Below are 18865 nucleotides of genomic sequence, written 5' to 3'. Positions count from 1 at the left end.
AGCAGGAACATTGATCATGATTGAAATTATCGATATCAGGATCAATAAAATCGATCTTTTTCGCTTATAAGATAGAAAGCAAGTAACTACACTTGTATAAATTTTAATACACTTATTTCAACCTTTAAAGAATATGAAAAAGACAATTACATTTTATGTGTTGTTGGCCTTTGGTACGCTTTTTACTGCATGCCAGGAAAAAGCTACACAAGAAGTGGAGGAAGTTGCTGAGGTCGATGGAAAATCGGGAGCCACAAAAAAAAGCAGGTCAAACATGAAAGCTAACAGCAATAGCGACTGGTGGCCGAATCGGCTCAACCTGAGTATTCTTCGCCAGAATTCTTCCTTGTCAAACCCGATGCAGGAAGACTTTAACTACATTGAAGAATTCAATAGCCTGAATTATGATTCACTAAAAAGTGATATAAGAAAAGTATTGACTGATTCACAAGATTGGTGGCCGGCTGACTTTGGTCACTATGGAGGGCTATTCATCAGAATGGCATGGCATAGTGCCGGTACTTACCGTACAGCTGATGGACGCGGAGGATCGCGTTCAGGGCAACAGCGCTTTGCTCCACTCAATAGCTGGCCTGATAATGCCAACTTGGATAAAGCCAGACGATTGATTTGGCCTGTTAAGCAGAAGTATGGCAACAAAATCTCCTGGGCGGACCTTATAGTACTGACGGGTAACGTAGCCCTGGAAGACATGGGATTTAAGACCTTTGGTTTTTCAGGAGGTAGAGAGGATGTATGGGAGCCGGAAATAGATGTGTATTGGGGTGCTGAAGGAAAATGGCTTGCGGATAGTGAGCGATATTCCAAAGAAAGAGAGTTGGAAAACCCGCTGGCGGCAGTACAAATGGGACTGATCTATGTAAACCCTGAAGGCCCTAATGGAAATCCCGATCCGTTACTTGCAGCTGAGGATATCCGCGCAACCTTTGGAAGAATGGGGATGAATGATGAAGAAACTGTCGCATTGATTGCCGGAGGTCATACATTGGGTAAAGCTCATGGAGCAGGTCCTGCTACTAATGTTGGACCGGAGCCTGAAGCTGCTGATATTGAAGAACAAGGCTTTGGGTGGAAGAGCAAATACAAGTCAGGTAAAGGGGCAGACGCCATTACCTCAGGCTTGGAAGTAACCTGGACAGCAACACCTACCCAATGGAGTCATATGTTCTTCTTCAGTTTGTTTGAAAACGAATGGGAACTGACCAAAAGCCCTGCCGGAGGTCATCAGTGGGTGGCTAAAGGTGAGCCAAAGATGATGGTACCGGATGCTTATGATTCAGAGAAAACCCATAAACCAACCATGTTTACTACCGATTTGTCATTAAGAATGGATCCGGGTTTCGAGAAGATTTCTAGAAAATTTTATGAAAACCCTGAATTGTTCGATGATGCTTTTGCACGAGCATGGTTTAAACTTACACACAGGGATATGGGACCAAAAACAACCTATTTAGGGCCTGAAGCTCCGACTGAAGATTTGATCTGGCAAGATCCTATACCTGCCGTTGATCATGAGCTGATCAATAAAAAGGACATTGAGAGTCTGAAGTCAACAATATTAAACTCTGGATTATCAATTAGTGAAATGGTTACAATCGCGTGGGCTTCTGCTTCTACTTATCGTGGGTCAGATAGAAGAGGTGGTGCCAACGGCGCAAGAATAAGGTTAGCTCCTCAAAAGGACTGGGAAGCAAATAACCCTAAACAACTGGCTAAAGTGCTTGGCGTTTTAGAGAATATTCAAAAAGAGTTTAATGCGAAGTCTGGAAACAAGAAAGTTTCTATGGCAGACCTCATTGTATTGGCAGGTGCTGCCGGTGTAGAAAAAGCAGCTGCAAATGCAGGTTATACCGTTAAGGTACCTTTTACTCCTGGTCGCATGGATGCTACACAAGAGCAAACTGATATTGAGTCAATAAATCTGCTGGAGCCAATGGCTGATGGTTTCCGTAATTACCTGAAAACAAGATATACTATTTCTACAGAGGAATTATTGATTGATAAAGCTCAGTTACTAACCCTAACAGCACCTGAAATGACCGTATTGGTTGGTGGAATGCGTTCACTTGGAGCTAATTATGATGGTTCTAATGATGGTGTCTTTACTGCAAATAAAGATGCTCTTACTAATGATTTCTTTGTTAACCTACTGGATATGGGTACAGAGTGGAGTGCTACAGATGACACTAAAGAGAAGTTTGAAGGTAAAGATAGAAAAACTGGAGAGTTGAAGTATACAGCAACTCGTGCAGATTTGATTTTTGGTTCTAATTCTGAGCTAAGAGCTTTGGCAGAAGTATATGGTAGTGATGATGCAGAAGCAAAATTTGTCAATGACTTTGTTGCAGCCTGGGATAAGGTAATGAAACTTGACAGGTTTGATTTGATCTATCCGTAAACTAGAGCGGAAAGATTTGAAGTCAAGGTAAAGGCCAGTTTGTGAAAACTGGCCTTTTGTATTTTGTCTGTAAACTAACTCTCCTGGTCAGAAAAGATATGTATTTTGCTGGCCGTATATTTCAGCACCAAAAGAGATATCACAAATATAGCCGTGTACATCAGGCCCTCATTCCAGGCCTTGAAAATGAAACTTCCAGTAAGAAATAGTGCACTATAAGCCATAACAATAGCACTCAGCCAACAGATGCCAAGTTTTATTAAACGGTCGCCATGAACTGATTTGCGGAAAGGAGCCCAGTTACCGTCTGGTCGAATTTTATCGAAGAACTTTTTGAGTTGAGCTTCATCAGTGGGTTTTGTTAAATAGGTGGCAACGATCCATGCAATTGTAGTAAAAGCGATGGTAAAGAAAAAACTTCTAGGATCTTCACCAATGCCTTTGCCCCATGCCTCATCAAATTGTACAAAAACAAACTTAGCCAGCCCATAGGCCATAAAGGGAGCAATGGTAGCTACAATTTCGCTCCAAGCGTTGATGCGCCACCAGTACCAGCGAAGTATCATAACCAAGCCTAAGCCAGCACCACATTCAATGATGAATGCCCAGACACCGGAGATGGTGCCGATAAGTGAGGTAACGAACAAGGCAACAAGCATTAATAAAAGCGTACCAAGACGTGAGGCTTGAACAAATTGCTTCTGCTGTGCTTCAGGGTTGATAAACCTTTTATAGAAATCGTTGATCAGATAGCTGGTGCCCCAGTTCAATTGGGTTGATATTGTACTCATGTATGCAGCAAAAAAAGCCACCAGAAGAAGGCCTTTAAGACCTGTAGGTAAAAATTCTTTCATAGCCATCACATAGCCCAGTTTGCTGTCCGCAGCATTAAGCTCGGGGTAGAGCAACATGGCACAAAGCGCTACGATGATCCATGGCCAGGGGCGAATGCAATAATGTGCAATCTGGAAAAAGAGCGTGGAGTATACTGCATCTTTCTCAGTTTTTGTACTCATCATGCGTTGAGCGATATAACCACCACCACCGGGTTCAGCACCGGGATACCAGCTGGCCCACCATTGAAAACCGATAAAGGCCAGGAAGCTTCCTAAGCCAAGAGCCAGCATGCTTCCGCTTCCTTCGCGGCCTACGTGGGGAAAGAAATCTAATGTGCCTGAAGGTAAATTAGCCTTTAAACCATCTATGCCACCAATTCTATCAGAGTTTAAAACCAGGAATGCAAGGATGATGCTGCCCGTCATGGCAATGACAAACTGTATAACATCTGTAAAGGCTACACCAAGCAGGCCTGACATGGCAGAGTAAATGACAACGATGACCATAGCCCCGGCAACATACCAAAGTAGTTGGTTTTCAGGGATATCAAAAAATACCTGAAGCAGAGACATCAAGGCTACATTTACCCAGCCTATGATGAGCACATTCATGAAAACACCAAAGTATAAAGCCCTGAACCCTCTCAGGAAGCTGGCAGGCTTGCCACTATATCTCATTTCAATGAATTCGATGTCAGTTAAAACCTCGGCTCTTCTCCAGTATTTAGCAAAGAAGAACGTCGTTAGCATACCTCCTGCTAGCATGTTCCACCAAAGCCAGTTGCCAGCAATACCATTTTGAGCTACCAACTCTGTAACGGCCAGGGGGGTATCGGCAGCAAACGTTGTGGCCACCATAGAAATACCGGCAATGTACCAGGGCAGATTACGACCTCCCAGGAAAAAGGAGCTGATATCTTTACCTGCCTGCTTTCTAAACCTTAGGCCAATGGTCAGTGAAAGCAGGAAAAATGAAGCAATTATGATATAATCGAGAAGAGCTAATTCCATAGGTTGATTTTAAATTTGCGGGAAAATAGTATTTAATTTTTTATATTCTATGGAATAGCCAATCAATTGCTATTGGCTGTGCCGCCTACACTATCTGGATACCTGCCTCTATATATGGTTTCAACTTCGCCTCTTTAGGTTGGTTTGTAATGATTGTGCTGATATCCTCAGTAGGACATATGTAATACGGCTCAACAGTTTCAAGTTTTTCGATGGAAGAGAGTGCTATGATTTCCTGAGAATTGTTGATGATGACTTTTTTCACCTCACTTTCTTCATAATCAGGTGTGGTTGTGCCCAGAGAAGAGTGAATGCTGCAAATACCAAGGAGACAGAGATCAGCCCTGATATTTTTAAAGAAGCGCATCGTTTCATGGCCGGTGGTTACGAAAGAGCGCTTGAACAATCTGCCTCCTGCAAACAAAACCTCTACGTTTTTGTGTTCAGCGAGCATCGTTACTATAGGGAAACTGTTTGTTACCACGGTGATCCGGAGGTCTTCTGGTAAAATGCTGGCCACCGCCAGGGTTGATGTGCCACCGTCAAAGATCACAACCTGTCCATCCTGAAGTAGAGGGAGAGCCTTTTGTGCTATAATCTGTTTTGACTCACTGTTATAACCTATCCGGTCTTTGAAATTATGGGGTACCGGGGAGTGAGGAACAGCTCCACCACGGACAGCTTTTAACAACCCCTGGTCATCTAACTCTTTAAGGTCGCGCCGAATAGTGTCCGTAGAAACATTCAATTCCTTGCTGAGCTCGTGCAACAGTACTTTATTGTCGGTGCTGAGTCTGTTAAGTATATGTTTGAAACGCTCTTCCTTTAACATTGTTTTGCGATTTTGTGCTGCATATATTGCAATAATATGCAATAATTAAATACTTTTGAAGTGAAATGTTGCATAAAAGAAAATGTATATGCCAAAATCAAGAAAATCTATAGCCATAGACATGGATCATGTGATTGCTGATATTGAATACCAAATGATCGATTGGTATCACAAAAAGCACGGAGTATTAGTGGAGAGAGAAGCACTAAAGGGGCTTCCTGAGGGTGCTGCATTTCCTGAAAGGGAAAAGGTACGTCAGTTGCTCTATGAGCCAGGTTTTTTTAGAGAAGCCCGTGTTATTCCAGGCGCGCAGGAAGCCGTTGTAAAGTTGTGGAATGATTTTGATATCTATATAGTCTCAGCGGCCATGGAATTTCCCCTGTCATTACATGAGAAATACGAATGGTTAAAAGAGCACTTCCCCTTTATCGGCTGGAAGAATATTATTTTTTGCGGAGATAAAAGTGTCGTGGATACAGACTTTATGGTTGATGATCACCTTAAGAACCTGAACTATTGCAAAGGCCGTGGTATCATGTACACGGCTAGTCATAACATGGCAATAGATTATGATGTGAGGGTGAATGATTGGAGTGAAGCACTTCAGTACCTTTATTCAAACCATTGATATTGATGATCACACCATTCATAAAACGCTCCCGTATAGCCATTAGCCTTATTTTTTTTAGCTATGGATTATGTTTTGCCAGTTGGGCATCAAGAATCCCTACTATTCAGCAGTTGTTAAACCTTTCTGAAGCTGAACTTGGAGGAGTCTTGTTCGCCTTGCCGGCGGGATCTTTGGCATCATTACCGCTTTCCGGTTTTTTGGTAGCTAAATTTGGCAGCAGGCATGTAGTCATGGCAGCGGCACTTACATATGGATTATCGCTTATATGTATCGGTCTGTCCTCCAATGTTATGCTGCTTCTAGCCTCACTATTTGCTTTTGGTCTGATCGGAAATATGCTTAATATCTCGATAAATACCCAGGCGGTGGGCGTAGAATCGGCTTATAATCGTAATATAATGGCCAAATTTCACGGTATGTGGAGTCTGGCAGGTTTTACAGGGGCAGGGATAGGAGCATTAATGATCGCTCTTCCCATTTCTCCGTCAGTGCATTATGTAATTATTGCCGCTTCGATACTTGGTGTGCTGCTATACAGCTTCAGGTACCTGTTGCGTAAAGATGTAAATACCGACCCTGATAAACCTCTTTTTTCACTTCCCGATCGCTCTTTAATGCTACTCGGTGTAATAGCCTTTTTCTCTATGATGTGCGAGGGAGCTATGTTTGACTGGAGTGGTATTTATTTTAAGAAGATCATAGCCGTTCGTAAAGACTGGATTGGGATAGGTTATACGGCTTTTATGATATCAATGGCAGGCACCCGTTTTGTAGCCGATACCCTTGTGCATAGGCATGGTCTGAGGAAGGTGCTTATGGTCAGTGGTTTACTAACAGCTTTTGGGTTATTTCTGGTTGTAGCGCTGCCATACTTTATTCCGGGTATCATCGGCTTTTTCTTCGTGGGAATAGGAGTGTCGTCAGTAATACCACTTGTTTTTAGTGTAGCAGGCAAGTCTAAAGTTCAGTCGCCTGGAGTAGCGCTTGCCTCCGTTTCTACCTTAGGCTTCTTTGGCTTTCTGTTGGGGCCTCCTATTATTGGGCTGATTGCCGGGGCGTTTGATCTGAGAGTGTCCTTTATTTTCCTTGCAGTGATCGGTGTCACTGTTGCTGTGCTTTCTGGAAAAGGAGTTAAATGAAATATATAGGCAGGGTATAGAGACAAGTCCCTTACTGCTTAAACTACATCATATTTGCCCAGGTCTCTCAGCATCCTGGCATGAAGCGCAATGGCTGCGAAGAAATTAGGCTGTGAATGATAAGGTAAACCGAATTCTTCAGCAGTCTCCTTTACTATTTTAGATATTTTCTTGTAATGCACATGGCATATGGTAGGGAAAAGGTGATGTTCTATCTGATAGTTGAGTCCACCAACGTACCAGCCTAAAATTTTGCTTTTTGGGCTAAAATTGGTGGTTGTGTAAAGTTGATGAACAGCCCAGTCATTTTCAAGGTTCCCTTCTTTATCAGGAAGAGGGTACTTTGCAGATGGCATAACGTGGGCGGGCTGAAATACACAGCCAAGGATCAGGCCTGCAGTAAAATGCATGGCAATAAAAAAGAGTAACACTTGCCACCAGGCAATAGTCAAAAATATAAGAGGCAATACAAGAAATATCGTATAATAAACTACCTTGGCAATGATCAGCTTGGTGAGTTGAGCAGGCATCTTTATATTCTGAGCTTTGGTAAGTCCCATCTTTTTGTATCTGTACAGTTGCCTGAAATCTTTGGTTGTGATCCATAGAAAGGTCATTAACCCGTATAGACCCCAGCCGTAAATATGTTGAATCCGATGCAGTTTATACCTCTTTCTATGCGGAGATAAACGCATCAGTTTTCCTGGATCAATATCTTCATCCATACCATCTACATTGGTGTAGGTGTGATGAAGTACATTGTGTTGGATTTTCCAGTTAATTGCACTTCCTCCAACAATGTTGATGAGATACCCCAGATATTTGTTAACATTTTGGTTTTTAGAATATGCACCATGATTGGCATCATGCATAATAGAAAATCCAATCCCTGCCATGGCTACTCCCATAATAATCCACATGCCAAAAACCGCCCAGGTATTCGTAAGTAAGCCAGACATCATAATCACATAAGGGATAATGTATATTAGCAGCATGGTGATGGTTTTGATAACCATTTGGGTGTTACCATATTTTGAGATGTCGTTGGTTTCAAAATAATCACTTACTCGTTTTCTGACAACTTTAACAAAGTCAACACGATTATCTCTGGAAAATTTGATGGATTTGTAATTCATACAGTTGTAGACAAATGGCAAATATAGATAATTACGAATATGAAAACGTTTGAAAGGGGAGTTTAATTATTATAAAGAATTAATTATAAAATGAAATAATTACGCAGCTATTGAAAAGGTGACTAAAAATTCGTCAAAACGGCAGTTTTGATATTCTTCTTTTCATGGTCTGTCCATGCAAAAATGATTTCATTATCTCTATGTGTCATTTGAGGGAAACCACTTGCCCTTGCCTCAGATGAGGAGGCTATGGTGACAGTTGGAGATTTGGTGCCTGACTGATTGACCTTAACGGCATTAATGTTATTACCTTCCATCCAGCTGACTACCGCGTCTTGTTCATTGATTAGAATAACACCTACACGTCCGATGGCCTTATCGGTACCAATTCTTATCGGCTTATGAAAGGAAATACCCTCATCTTCAGAAAAAGCCAGTTTGACCTGAGCTTTTCCTTCCGGAGCGGAAAACCATGCCACGGCAAGAGTTTTATTTAAACTTGCCACTCTGGGTCCATTGACTGGGCAGCCAGCTATTTTCCAGTTGTCAGCATAAATTGTTTTGGGTTGGGTCCATGTAGTGTCTTCCCAACGGATAATGGACATATCTCTTATTTCTCTCTCAGAGCGATCACGGTAAATTACGACAGGGCCGTTTTCAGTAATTGCTGCGGTGGTCTGACAGCAATCACAAACTCTATCGTCAAGCAGCCATTCCTCGATTTTTGTACCAATGGAATCCAGTAGAGCTGCTCTTAGTGTCATCGCCCCTGCACCATGCCCACCTGAATGGTCGTGCTGGCTTGAAGTATCTGCCAAAACCGTATTTCTTCCATCCAGCCAGAACACAAAGTAGTTGTTTTGATAGGGAAGAGTGGTTACAAATCCGTGTTCTGCCTGTTTTCCATCGTCATGTAAAGTTAACGGAGCAGACCAGGAAGCTCCGCCATTGGTGGAGTGCGTGATTTTAATATCATAAGCATATGTGCCTGAGCCACTTTTTTCGAGAAAGTGTGCCATCATATGTTGCTTGCTACCTGAGGTCACCATGGGGTAATCTGCCCAGTTTATAAACCAGTTGTTGCCTTTGGCTACTGTTTGAGGTATTGACCAGCGTCCCTGGTCCAGTTTAGTGAATTTCAGATAGGCAGAGTCATGCTTTGTTTGGACCCAGGATAAATAAACCTCTTTCCGGGAGTTGGTGAAAAGGTAAGGTTCTCCACTAACAGTATCTGCAGGCGATGTGATGGTATCCAATCTAAAACTGGCTTTTTTTTCGTCGCCGGCATGCTGGCAGGCAAAGAGTGCAAATGAAAAGACTATGGGTAGCCAATGGTTTTTCATACTATTTTGAAATGGCATTTTTGATGAGTTGTATGCTTTCTTCACTATTCCAGTCGCGAGCTCCCATTTCTGAAAAAGTAAGCTCTCCTTTTGGGTTGATGATAAATGTGGTTGGTAGGCCCTGAATGTTGAGTTGCGCGAGAGGTATGTCAAGCTGTGCATAATTGAATGTATACTTATGAGCATGCATAAAACTTTTTATCTGACTTGCGGATTCGTTGGAAACCAATAAGAACTCAATATTTTCTTCTTTTAGTGTTTCGCTAGCCTTTTCAATAGATGGCATCTCCTGAATACACGGACGGCACCAGGTAGCCCAGAAATTGATCAATAATGCTTTACCCTTAAATTTTTCTAGTTTCAGCTCTTCGTCATTCAGTGTTTTTAGTTTAATACCATCCACGATGTCGGTAGTTTCATTGGATGAGGTTTCTGATTTTGTGTTGCTTGTACAGCTTATGGAGGCCAAAACGAGGATAACAACAACTACTCTTATCATCATATATACTTTTTTTGCTAAAAATATTTTTTAATTCAGACAACTCATAATTTGTTTTGTCGAAATCATTGTCAAACGATGAAAAAGTGAATTAAAAGGACTTTGTTATCGTTATAAGATATATTTATTAAAATGGAAATATGAAAAATACTCTCTATGCTTTCTTGCTGATGACATCCGTGATCATAGCGTCATGCTCTGACGATGATCAAGCTGAAAATACACTTTTTACCGGAAGGGAAGTAACCTATAACCTTTTGCAAGGTTCAGATTTTCCAGTCTATGGTACAGTTACTTTCAAAGAACGCAAAGATCTTTCGCTCCAGGCGGTGGTGAAATTAGAAGGCACTGAAGGCGATGCTGTACACCCTGCTCATATGCACTATGGAGATATTTCGAACCCTGATGCAGAAATGGCTTTACCCCTGAATGATCTATCAGCTAAAACGGGAGAAAGCCTAACCCTAATTACAAAATTGATGGACGAAACACCTTTCGGTTACGATGATATGATGACGTTTGGTGGTAGTGTCAAAGTACACCTTGCAGCAACAGGTGATGGAAAGAGTGTAGTGCTTGCAGGAGGTAACATTGGTGAAGACACAAAAGCATCCAGTATAAGCGGCAGGGTTAAGATTGCGGTTTGTAAAAGTGAGTAACTTTCTCGTTAAGCATGTTCTTCTTCTTTCTTTAAAAGCTTTTTGAGTAACAGACCATTTTCAACAGCCTGTGTGTTGTGATCATTATTAAAATAAATAAAAACTTCTTTCACTTTTAACCTTTCTATTCGATTCTTCCAGTAGTTAAGCTGCTTTTTAGAATAGTGGTAGTTGTACCAATCCGTTTTACCATGAAACCGTAGATACGCAAAGTTAGTAGTTGTAATTATATCTTCAGGAAGGTTTCCAGGAGCTGAAATGATGCAATAAGCAATTTTGTATTCCCTCAATATTTCATAGATTTCTTTATGAAACCATGAGGCATGACGGAATTCAATAACGTTTTTATAATTTGTTGAAAGTGCCTTGCAAAAATTGATTAGCCTTTCCTTATCAATTTTTAAGTTAGGAGGAAGCTGCCAAAGAATACTTCCCATCTTTTCTTTAAGAATGTCGGCCAAATGGTAGAAATGTGCTATGCTTTCCCGGGCTCCTATTAAGCGTTTTACGTGAGTAATATATCTGCTCCCTTTCAGTGTAAACAGAAATTTTTCGGGTGTTCGGTCATACCAACCCTCAACAGTAGTCTCTTTTGGTAGCCTGTAAAAAGAGTTGTTGATCTCTACAGTATCAAACCTGCCGGCATAAAATTCCAGCCACTTTTTCTTGTTGAGGTCTTCAGGGTAAAATTTTCCAACCCAATCGCTATAGTAAAATCCGGAACAACCAATGTGATACTTTTTCATATCATAGATATTTGGCTATACTAAAGTATGAGCAAGGTGTGTGCCTCTTATATTTTTGTTGAAAAACGGCTAATTACCAGGGTTGAAGCAGGGAATTTTTTCTACTCAGTGTGGAATTTTTTTTTAACTCCAACACTCAGGAAGGTATTAACGGGAGGTAAGAAATACGTATAGGAAAGACCGCCCTGAAAATATTGACGGCCTCTTTCAGCTTTTATTCTATTTCAAAAATGGCTCTGATGTTAGATTTTATTTTTATGGTTTTAAATTCAAGATCAGATTGATAGCTATCATTTTGAGCTGCTTTAGAGTAAGCCCTGGATCTCTCATATAATGGCTGAGGGGTTCCATAATCCTCTTCATGTATTTCAAGTGCTCCCCCCAGTTCTTCTCCAATACCTTTTAGCAAGTGACTGGCTTTTTCCTTTGCTGTTTTTAGTGCTTGCAGTTTTAGGTTGTTTTGATATTCTTTGATTTTTGAATGTGTTATTTCAGCAACCCCCATGCTGTTTATTCCCTCAGGGTCAAGCTTCTCGATCAGGTTGTTAACCATTTTTACATTGGAGACTTTAAGTTTAAAGCTCTTGGTAGCTAGAAAATCGTCACTTTTCTTTTTTCTCCAGTCCCAGTTATAACCATAAATGTTGTCCACCATTAAGTTTTCTTTTGGTAGTCCCAGTTGGTCAACAGCTTTTACCAATTGAGCCTCCAGCTTATCCATATTCACGATTTTTGCATTTTCCTTATATTCCTTTAGTGCAATACGCAGGTAGATTTCATCAGGGACCACTTCCATTTCAGCCGTACCCATTACCTCAATCTTTTTGATAAAAGGCTGCTGGTTTTGCTGTTGTGCGTAGGTCATTCCGCTAACCAAAATGGCGGCTATTAAAGCTAATTTTTTCATAGTTATTTTTTTGTTTTTAATAAAGATGCAACATCATGAATATTTCCATACCGATGCAATGAATTTTAACGTTTGGATACAAACATATGTTTTAATAACACGTTTACTACAGGTATGGAACAGACCAAGAAAAGATCACCGAAAGCGAAGGTAAATCCTTCATCAAAAATAACTGAGGCTTATCGAGAATATGTTCTGCTTAATGGCAGTCAGCCGCCTTCTGTTTTTCAGTTTATGAAAAACCTTAAAATGAAGGAAGATGTATTTTATGAGTACTATGGTTCATTTGAAAACCTGGAAAAGGAAATCTGGAGTGGATATATAACCGAAACGACCTCCATACTTCATAATGACGACAATTATGCAGCATATTCTTCCCGGGAGAAACTTCTCGCATTTTATTATACTCTGATTGAGGTGCTGAAGAAGGACCGGAGTTATGTGAGCTATTCATTTAAAAATGTAAAGAGGCCGGAATTGACACCCTCATTCCTTAAAGAGTTTAAAACTGATTTTATTGATTTTGTTCAGGGGATATTGAATGAAGGCCTTGACACAGAAGAAATAATAAAACGACCACTGATTTCGGATAGGTATAAAGATGGACTTTGGTTGCAATTGATGTTTGTTTTGAATTTCTGGCTAAAGGATGAAAGTAAAGGATTTATCAATACTGATGCAGCAATCGAAAAGTCAGTACACCTTTCTTTTGAACTCATGGGGCGTGGACCCTTGGATACCATGGTTGACTTTGCGAAATTCCTTTATAATAACAGATAGTGATCTATGAAGGAACAAGCAAGAATACCTACTTCAAAAGTAGAAAGGGCTTCAAGATTTATACGCACTGGAGCCAAGGTAGGGGGCAACTATATCAAACACTACAGTAAGAAACTTCTTAATTCAGAGTGTACAAGAGAAGAGCTGGATGCTGAAAATGCAGCGGATATATATCAGTCTCTGAGTGAATTAAAGGGTAGTGCCTTAAAAGTGGCACAAATGCTTAGCATGGATAAAAATGCATTGCCTCCGGCATATCAGGATAAGTTTTCTTTGTCTCAATACAGTGCTCCTCCGCTTTCTTACCCTCTGGTGGTCAAAACATTTCAAACTTATCTGGGTAAAGGTCCAGACAAGATATTTGATTCTTTTTCTAAAAATGCTGTCAATGCGGCTTCTATCGGTCAGGTACACCAGGCTGAATTGAATGGCAAAAAGCTCGCTGTAAAAATTCAATACCCCGGAGTCTCGGATAGTATCAGTTCCGATCTACGTATGGTCAGGCCCATAGCAGCTCAAATGTTTAATGTCAGTAAGAGTGAGCTGGACTTGTTTTTTGGAGAGGTCGAATCTAAGTTATTGGAAGAAACAGATTATGAGCTGGAAGTTCGGAGGTCCATGGAACTGTCAAAGAAGTGTGCTCATCTAAAACATGTGGTATTTCCCAAATACTATCCTGAATTATCCGGTGAGCGTATTATTGTTATGGATTGGTTGGATGGTTTGCATCTCAAAGACTGGTTGGACCAAAACCCTTCGCAAAAAGAAAGGAATAGGATAGGACAGGCTTTATGGCATTTCTATGACTATCAAATGCATACTTTAAAGCAAGTACATGCAGATCCCCATCCCGGAAACTTTATTATAACTTCGTCAGGGGAGTTGGGTATCATTGATTTTGGATGTGTAAAAGTGGTGCCGGATGAATTTTATGATCCTTATTTCAAGCTTCTGGAACAGGATATATCACAGGAGGACCATGAATTGGAAGCGCTGTTTACTGCTCTGGGTTTTCTCAGTGATGCAGACTCTGAGAAGGATAAGATGTTTTTCATGAACATATTTAAAGAAATGATAGAACTGCTGGGAAGACCATTCAGGATGGAACGGTTTGATTTCGGTAATGATGAATACTTTCAGCAGATATTTGAGGCAGGAGAGCGCGTGTCTAAAATGAAGGAGTTTAGAAAGTCCAAAACAGCCAGGGGAAACAAAGACGGTCTGTATATCAATAGAACATATTTCGGCTTATATAATTTGTTGAATATGTTAAAAGCCAATGTGGAGACATCCACCATGTTTATCGAATAAGTATTAGGGTTCATTCTTCAACTTATATGATTTAGTGACTTTTAAACTATGAAAAAGAATATAGGTATTCTCGGGTCAGGAATAGTAGGGCAGACCTTGGCAGAGGGGTTTGTTAAATATGGTTATCCAGTAGTTATTGGTACTGGTCATCCTGAAAAGTTAGCCGCTTGGCAGGAGAAGGTTGGGAATAAAGTTTTGGTGGGTAGTTTTAATGAAGCTACAAAATCTGCAGATATCATTGTATTGGCCGTTAAGGGGAGTGTAGCGAAAAATGTATTGGAGCAGTGTGGCTTGCATAACTTAAAAGGTAAGGTCGTTATAGATGCTACCAACCCCATCTCCGAAGACCCTCCTGTCAATGGTGTACTTAAATTCTTTACGACTTTGAATACATCACTCATGGAGCAACTACAAAACAGTTTCAGAGAGTCTCACTTCGTTAAGGCTTTTAACAGTGTAGGAGCCCATCTGATGGTTAATCCTGATTTTGGAGAGGAGAAGCCGACCATGTTCATTTGTGGTAATAGTGTAGAAGCTAAGGCCGAAGTGAAAGATATTCTTGATCAGTTTGGTTGGGAAACGGAAGATGTGGGTAAGGATGAAGCAGCCAGAGCTATTGAGCCCTTGTGCATTTTATGGTGTATCCCTGGGTTTAACCATAACCAATGGGATCATGCCTTTAGGTTGCTAAAGAAATAGCACATTTGCACTTTAGCAATACTTTTAAAATCAATCTGTTTTATAAACCGGAATAGCTATTTTTGTCAAAAACAATATTGGCATGCGTTATCTTATTCCTGTAATTATTATTTTTTTATCTGCCTGCGGAACTAATACCGATACTCAGAAACAGCGATTTTTGATCCGTGGGAACGATGCCCTTCAACAACAGAATTTCAGGGAAGCTACCAGGTTTTTTAACGAAGCCATCAACCTCGACTCCTGTTATACCGCTGCTATCAATAACCTGGGTATTGTTTACTTCCGCACCGGACAGTACCACAAAGCCGAGTTGGAGTACACCAGGGCACTGGCATGCGATCCAGCCTTTATGGATGCTTACATGAACCGAGCTAATGCCTTTTATGAACTCAATGAACTGTTCAGGGCATTGGACGACCTTGAATATGTAGAGAAACATATACCTGATTCTGCCACTGTGCATTTCAGAAAAGGTCTTGTGAAAACAAAAATGAGAAAGTACGAAGAAGCGCTTAACTCTTTTGACCGGGCCTTTGAACTCGACACTACGAATGAGGAGACATTGATCAACCGAGGTACTGTAAAGTACTATATGGGCAACTTTGAGGGCGCTCAAAATGACCTGAATGCGGCTTTAAAGAGAGATCCGTTGCAAGCGAATGCTTACAATGCGTTGTCACTCATAGAGGTGGAAAAGGAAAATTATACAGAGGCAATGGATTTGGTAAACAGGGCTTTGGAACTGGAGCCGGGGCAGCCTTACTTTTTGAATAACAGAGGGTTTATTTATCTGATGCAGGGTGATGAGGAAAGTGCGAAAAACGATATAGACCGTAGCATAACCATTGATCCTAACAATGGTTGGGCATATCGAAACAAAGGATGGTATTATTTCAAAAATGAGAACTATGAAGATGCTGTCAGGTTGTTGGAGCGTGCCGTAAAACTTGATCCATTTGTGAGTAAGGGGTATTTATTTCTGGCCCAGGCTTATTTTCAATTAGGTGAAATGAAGCTGGGATGCCAGGCGCTGCGAGAAGCCGGAAAAAATAAAACAATGATAGCCGAAGAGCTAATGGAAAAGTGTAGATGATCTATCTGCACTTTTTAACAATAACCCCAAGACATACCAGGCTGGTCAGAACAGACCATATCATGTAACCTCATTCCAACATTGTTGTTGACTATACGTGTTTTTTAAAAGGAGTTTTTAAGCATTGAATTTTCTATACATATTTTTTGACTGACTATTTGGTCAATAAAAAATATAATGTAAATTAGCGCAAAATATTATTGCAATGAGTCCACGAACAAAAGAGCAGTTTCAGGAAATAAGAGAACAGAGTAGGGTGAAAATCCTTATGGCAGCGTTAGAAGTTTTTGCAGAAAAGGGTTATCACAGTTCTTCTATCGGAGAGATAGCTAAAAAGGCGGGTGTTGCTAAAGGGTCAGTGTATCACTATTTTGAAAGCAAGGAAGCAGTATTGCAGGAGGTGATAGTTAATGGTGTTACTGAGCTTGAGGGTATAATGAAGCTGGTACAGTCGAAAGCATCCCCAAAAGAACAGTTGGAAACACTTGTTTCTTTATCGTTCGATTCAGTCAGGGATAGAAAAGATTTTTGGCAGCTTTATTTTTCCCTATTGACGCAATTGAATTTGCCAAAATCGTTGGAGCAGATCATGGGGCCAATGATCACCGACATGTTCACATTTATAACTCACCTTATGGAAGCGTTGGGAGTTGAAAATGCGGCAATTGAGGCCAAAATGTTAGGGGCAACCATGGACGGAGCTTTTTTGCATTACTTGATGCTTGGAGAAGAATACCCATTGAAAGATGTTGAGACTTCAATTATTAAAAAATATATCAACACATGAACATGTATAGGATAATAGCGACAATTGGTGTAATGGCAAAACTTAAAATTTTGTTGGTTTTTCTGTGCTTACTGAACTTAGAGGCACAATGCCAGGATAATCTTGATGCTACAGCATTGGTTAAAAAGGCTGACGAGCGAATGCGAGGCCAGTCTAATTTAGCAGAAATGACAATGGAAATTATACGGCCGGATTGGAGCAGGACTATGAGTATGAAAAGCTGGTCCAAAGGAACCAAATATGCATTGGTATTAATTCAGGCTCCGGCTAAAGATAAGGGTACCGTTTCATTGAAAATTGACAATGAGATGTGGAATTGGTTACCGTCTATCGAACGGAGTATAAAAATTTCTCCATCCATGATGATGCAGTCTTGGATGGGATCCGACTTCACTAACGACGATTTGATCAAGCAATCTTCCATCGTAAATGATTATAAGCATAAAATTCTTAAAGAAGAGATTATTCAAGGGGAGCCTTGTTATAAAATTGAACTGATACCCAAGCCCGATGCTCCGGTGGTTTGGGGGAAAATTTTGATGTGGATCTCTAAAGATCTCAATAACCAGCTAAAAGTAGAGTATTATGATGAGGGGCAGGAGTTGGTCAATGTCATGACAGGCTATGATCTTAAAACACTGGATGGAAGGCTTGTTCCTACTCGCTGGGAAATGGTGCCGGTGGATGAGGAGGGGAAAAAGACGGTGCTCACATATAAAGATATTGACTTCGATATTGATATTCGGGATAGCTTTTTTTCAAAGCAAAATATGAATAGGGTTAGATGAAAATTTAAATGCATATGCTTATTCAACTGGCTTGGCGAAATGTTTGGCGAAATAAAAGAAGGACCGTTATCACGCTGTCTTCAATATTTTTTGCTGTATTGCTTGCTCTTTTTATGAGATCAATGCAGTTGGGATCTTACGAAAATATGATAAGGAATAGTGTTGAGTTTTATTCGGGTTATATTCAAATACATAAAACAGGTTACTGGGAAGATAAATCTATTAACAAGATGATGGTGGAAAGTGATTCCCTTAAAGCCACTATACTGAATGCACCAAATGTGGAGTTTTACATTCCAAGATTAGAGTCCTTTGTGTTGGCAGCCTCCGATGAGATATCTAAGGGAATAGTGGTGGTAGGTACTGCTCCGAAGAAGGAGAATCGTATGACGAAGCTGGCTGACCGGGTTCAAGAAGGTAGTTATTTTAAAAGTGATACTCGTGGTGTTATGGTGGCTGAAGGTTTAGCTAATTATCTGGAACTGGGCCTGGGAGATACATTGGTTATGATTGGTCAGGGATACCATGGAGTAAACGCAGTCGATCAATATCCTATTACTGCGATTTTAAAATTTCCTAACCCTCAGGCTAATGATAACATGGTCTATATGCCCATAGAGCTTGCCAGGGAATTTAACAGTGCCTTGGGCTTGTCAACCGCTTTGGTATTATCGGTTGATGATATTGATCAAATCAAGAATACCAAACAACACTTAATAAGTAAGCTAGGAAGTGAGTATGAAGTGATGGATTGGACGGAGATGCAGCCGGAGTTGGTACAGTTAATACAATCTGATAATGCTGGGGGTATTATTATGCTAGGCATACTCTATTTGGTTATTGCGTTTGGCATATTTGGCACCATCATGATGATGAGTATGGAAAGGAATCGGGAATTTGGAGTTTTGGTGGCAGTCGGTATGCGTCGGCGAAAGTTGTCTTTACTGGTAACCCTGGAGACCTTCATCATCGGTGTTCTTGGTTTGAAGGTTTCTTTGGTAGCAGGCATTCTTCTGCTGCTCTACATGCACTACCATCCCATACCTCTCACAGGCAACGCGGCAGAAGCCATGTTGAAAATGGGGATTGAACCTATTATGCCATTTTCTCTGGATCCGATGATCTTTATAAGTCAAATGTTGGCCATTTTGGTCATTGTTTTAGTATGCCTGGCATATCCATTAACTAAGATTATGAACTTAAAGGCTATAGCCGCTCTTAAACACTGACAGCAAAATCTATAAAA

The 18865-nt window shown here is 40.7% G+C and carries 18 protein-coding genes; 11 read left to right on the top strand and 7 right to left on the bottom strand.

Annotated elements, in window-relative coordinates; genetic code table 11:
* Positions 1 to 133 precede the first annotated feature (133 nt).
* Positions 134 to 2419 (top strand): catalase/peroxidase HPI, encoded by a 2286-nt coding sequence (gene katG / locus JMN32_RS23280; protein ID WP_202858788.1) that lies wholly within the window; start codon positions 134 to 136, stop codon positions 2417 to 2419.
* A 74-nt stretch (positions 2420 to 2493) separates the two neighbouring features.
* Here katG and JMN32_RS23275 read toward each other — a convergent pair whose 3' ends face one another.
* Complete coding sequence (locus tag JMN32_RS23275; RefSeq protein ID WP_202858787.1) at positions 2494 to 4266, bottom strand: sodium:solute symporter family protein; 1773 nt, start codon at positions 4264 to 4266, stop codon at positions 2494 to 2496.
* An 85-nt stretch (positions 4267 to 4351) separates the two neighbouring features.
* Positions 4352 to 5098 (bottom strand): DeoR/GlpR family DNA-binding transcription regulator, encoded by a 747-nt coding sequence (locus JMN32_RS23270; protein ID WP_202858786.1) that lies wholly within the window; start codon positions 5096 to 5098, stop codon positions 4352 to 4354.
* Between the two features lie 88 nt (positions 5099 to 5186).
* Here JMN32_RS23270 and JMN32_RS23265 point away from each other — a divergent pair, with 88 nt between their 5' ends.
* Both JMN32_RS23265 and JMN32_RS23260 read left to right on the top strand, forming a co-directional pair.
* Positions 5187 to 5726 (top strand): 5' nucleotidase, NT5C type, encoded by a 540-nt coding sequence (locus JMN32_RS23265; RefSeq protein ID WP_238354595.1) that lies wholly within the window; start codon positions 5187 to 5189, stop codon positions 5724 to 5726.
* A gap of 5 nt (positions 5727 to 5731) precedes the next feature.
* On the top strand, positions 5732 to 6868 hold the full coding sequence (locus tag JMN32_RS23260) for an MFS transporter (protein WP_202858784.1): 1137 nt from the start codon (positions 5732 to 5734) through the stop codon (positions 6866 to 6868).
* Positions 6869 to 6906: 38 nt separating this feature from the next.
* Here the strand turns inward: JMN32_RS23260 and JMN32_RS23255 are convergent, their stop codons facing one another.
* The 3 genes from JMN32_RS23255 to JMN32_RS23245 all read right to left on the bottom strand — a co-directional run bounded on the left by JMN32_RS23255 (position 6907) and on the right by JMN32_RS23245 (position 9849).
* Positions 6907 to 8004, bottom strand: coding sequence for a fatty acid desaturase family protein (locus JMN32_RS23255; protein WP_238354594.1), 1098 nt, complete (start codon positions 8002 to 8004; stop codon positions 6907 to 6909).
* Positions 8005 to 8126: 122 nt separating this feature from the next.
* Positions 8127 to 9347 carry an exo-alpha-sialidase gene (locus JMN32_RS23250; protein WP_202858783.1) on the bottom strand — a complete coding sequence of 407 codons (1221 nt, stop codon included), beginning with the start codon at positions 9345 to 9347 and terminating at the stop codon, positions 8127 to 8129.
* Between the two features lies 1 nt (position 9348).
* Complete coding sequence (locus JMN32_RS23245; protein ID WP_202858782.1) at positions 9349 to 9849, bottom strand: TlpA family protein disulfide reductase; 501 nt, start codon at positions 9847 to 9849, stop codon at positions 9349 to 9351.
* A gap of 137 nt (positions 9850 to 9986) precedes the next feature.
* Between JMN32_RS23245 and JMN32_RS23240 the strand changes: the two genes are divergently transcribed.
* A complete protein-coding gene (locus JMN32_RS23240) occupies positions 9987 to 10505 on the top strand; it encodes a hypothetical protein (protein WP_202858781.1) in 519 nt (172 codons plus the stop codon).
* 8 nt (positions 10506 to 10513) lie between these two features.
* On the opposite strand, the gene JMN32_RS23235 is transcribed toward JMN32_RS23240, so the two are convergent.
* Both JMN32_RS23235 and JMN32_RS23230 read right to left on the bottom strand, forming a co-directional pair.
* Complete coding sequence (locus JMN32_RS23235) at positions 10514 to 11251, bottom strand: DUF72 domain-containing protein (protein WP_202858780.1); 738 nt, start codon at positions 11249 to 11251, stop codon at positions 10514 to 10516.
* Positions 11252 to 11465: 214 nt separating this feature from the next.
* On the bottom strand, positions 11466 to 12158 hold the full coding sequence (locus tag JMN32_RS23230; protein WP_202858779.1) for an SIMPL domain-containing protein: 693 nt from the start codon (positions 12156 to 12158) through the stop codon (positions 11466 to 11468).
* Positions 12159 to 12272: 114 nt separating this feature from the next.
* Between JMN32_RS23230 and JMN32_RS23225 the strand changes: the two genes are divergently transcribed.
* From JMN32_RS23225 to JMN32_RS23195, 7 genes are all read left to right on the top strand, one after another.
* On the top strand, positions 12273 to 12938 hold the full coding sequence (locus tag JMN32_RS23225) for a TetR family transcriptional regulator C-terminal domain-containing protein (protein WP_202858778.1): 666 nt from the start codon (positions 12273 to 12275) through the stop codon (positions 12936 to 12938).
* 6 nt (positions 12939 to 12944) lie between these two features.
* The gene (locus JMN32_RS23220; protein WP_202858777.1) at positions 12945 to 14249 is read left to right on the top strand and encodes an ABC1 kinase family protein; all 1305 of its coding nucleotides are present in this window, start codon (positions 12945 to 12947) and stop codon (positions 14247 to 14249) included.
* A 48-nt stretch (positions 14250 to 14297) separates the two neighbouring features.
* Positions 14298 to 14948, top strand: a complete 651-nt coding sequence (locus JMN32_RS23215) for an NADPH-dependent F420 reductase (protein ID WP_202858776.1) — start codon at positions 14298 to 14300, stop codon at positions 14946 to 14948.
* Between the two features lie 82 nt (positions 14949 to 15030).
* Entirely contained in the window at positions 15031 to 16044 is a 1014-nt protein-coding gene (locus JMN32_RS23210) for a tetratricopeptide repeat protein (protein WP_202858775.1), read from the top strand.
* Positions 16045 to 16249: 205 nt separating this feature from the next.
* Entirely contained in the window at positions 16250 to 16831 is a 582-nt protein-coding gene (locus JMN32_RS23205; protein WP_202858774.1) for a TetR/AcrR family transcriptional regulator, read from the top strand.
* A 2-nt stretch (positions 16832 to 16833) separates the two neighbouring features.
* The gene (locus JMN32_RS23200) at positions 16834 to 17619 is read left to right on the top strand and encodes an outer membrane lipoprotein-sorting protein (protein WP_238354593.1); all 786 of its coding nucleotides are present in this window, start codon (positions 16834 to 16836) and stop codon (positions 17617 to 17619) included.
* A 14-nt stretch (positions 17620 to 17633) separates the two neighbouring features.
* Complete coding sequence (locus tag JMN32_RS23195) at positions 17634 to 18848, top strand: ABC transporter permease (RefSeq protein ID WP_202858773.1); 1215 nt, start codon at positions 17634 to 17636, stop codon at positions 18846 to 18848.
* Positions 18849 to 18865: the final 17 nt, after the last annotated feature.

This window comes from Fulvivirga marina (assembly GCF_016775155.1).
In the GTDB taxonomy this organism is placed as follows: domain Bacteria; phylum Bacteroidota; class Bacteroidia; order Cytophagales; family Cyclobacteriaceae; genus Fulvivirga; species Fulvivirga marina.
The sequence above is the reverse complement of the archived record's forward strand: the minus strand, read 5'-3'. Positions and strand labels throughout refer to the sequence as shown.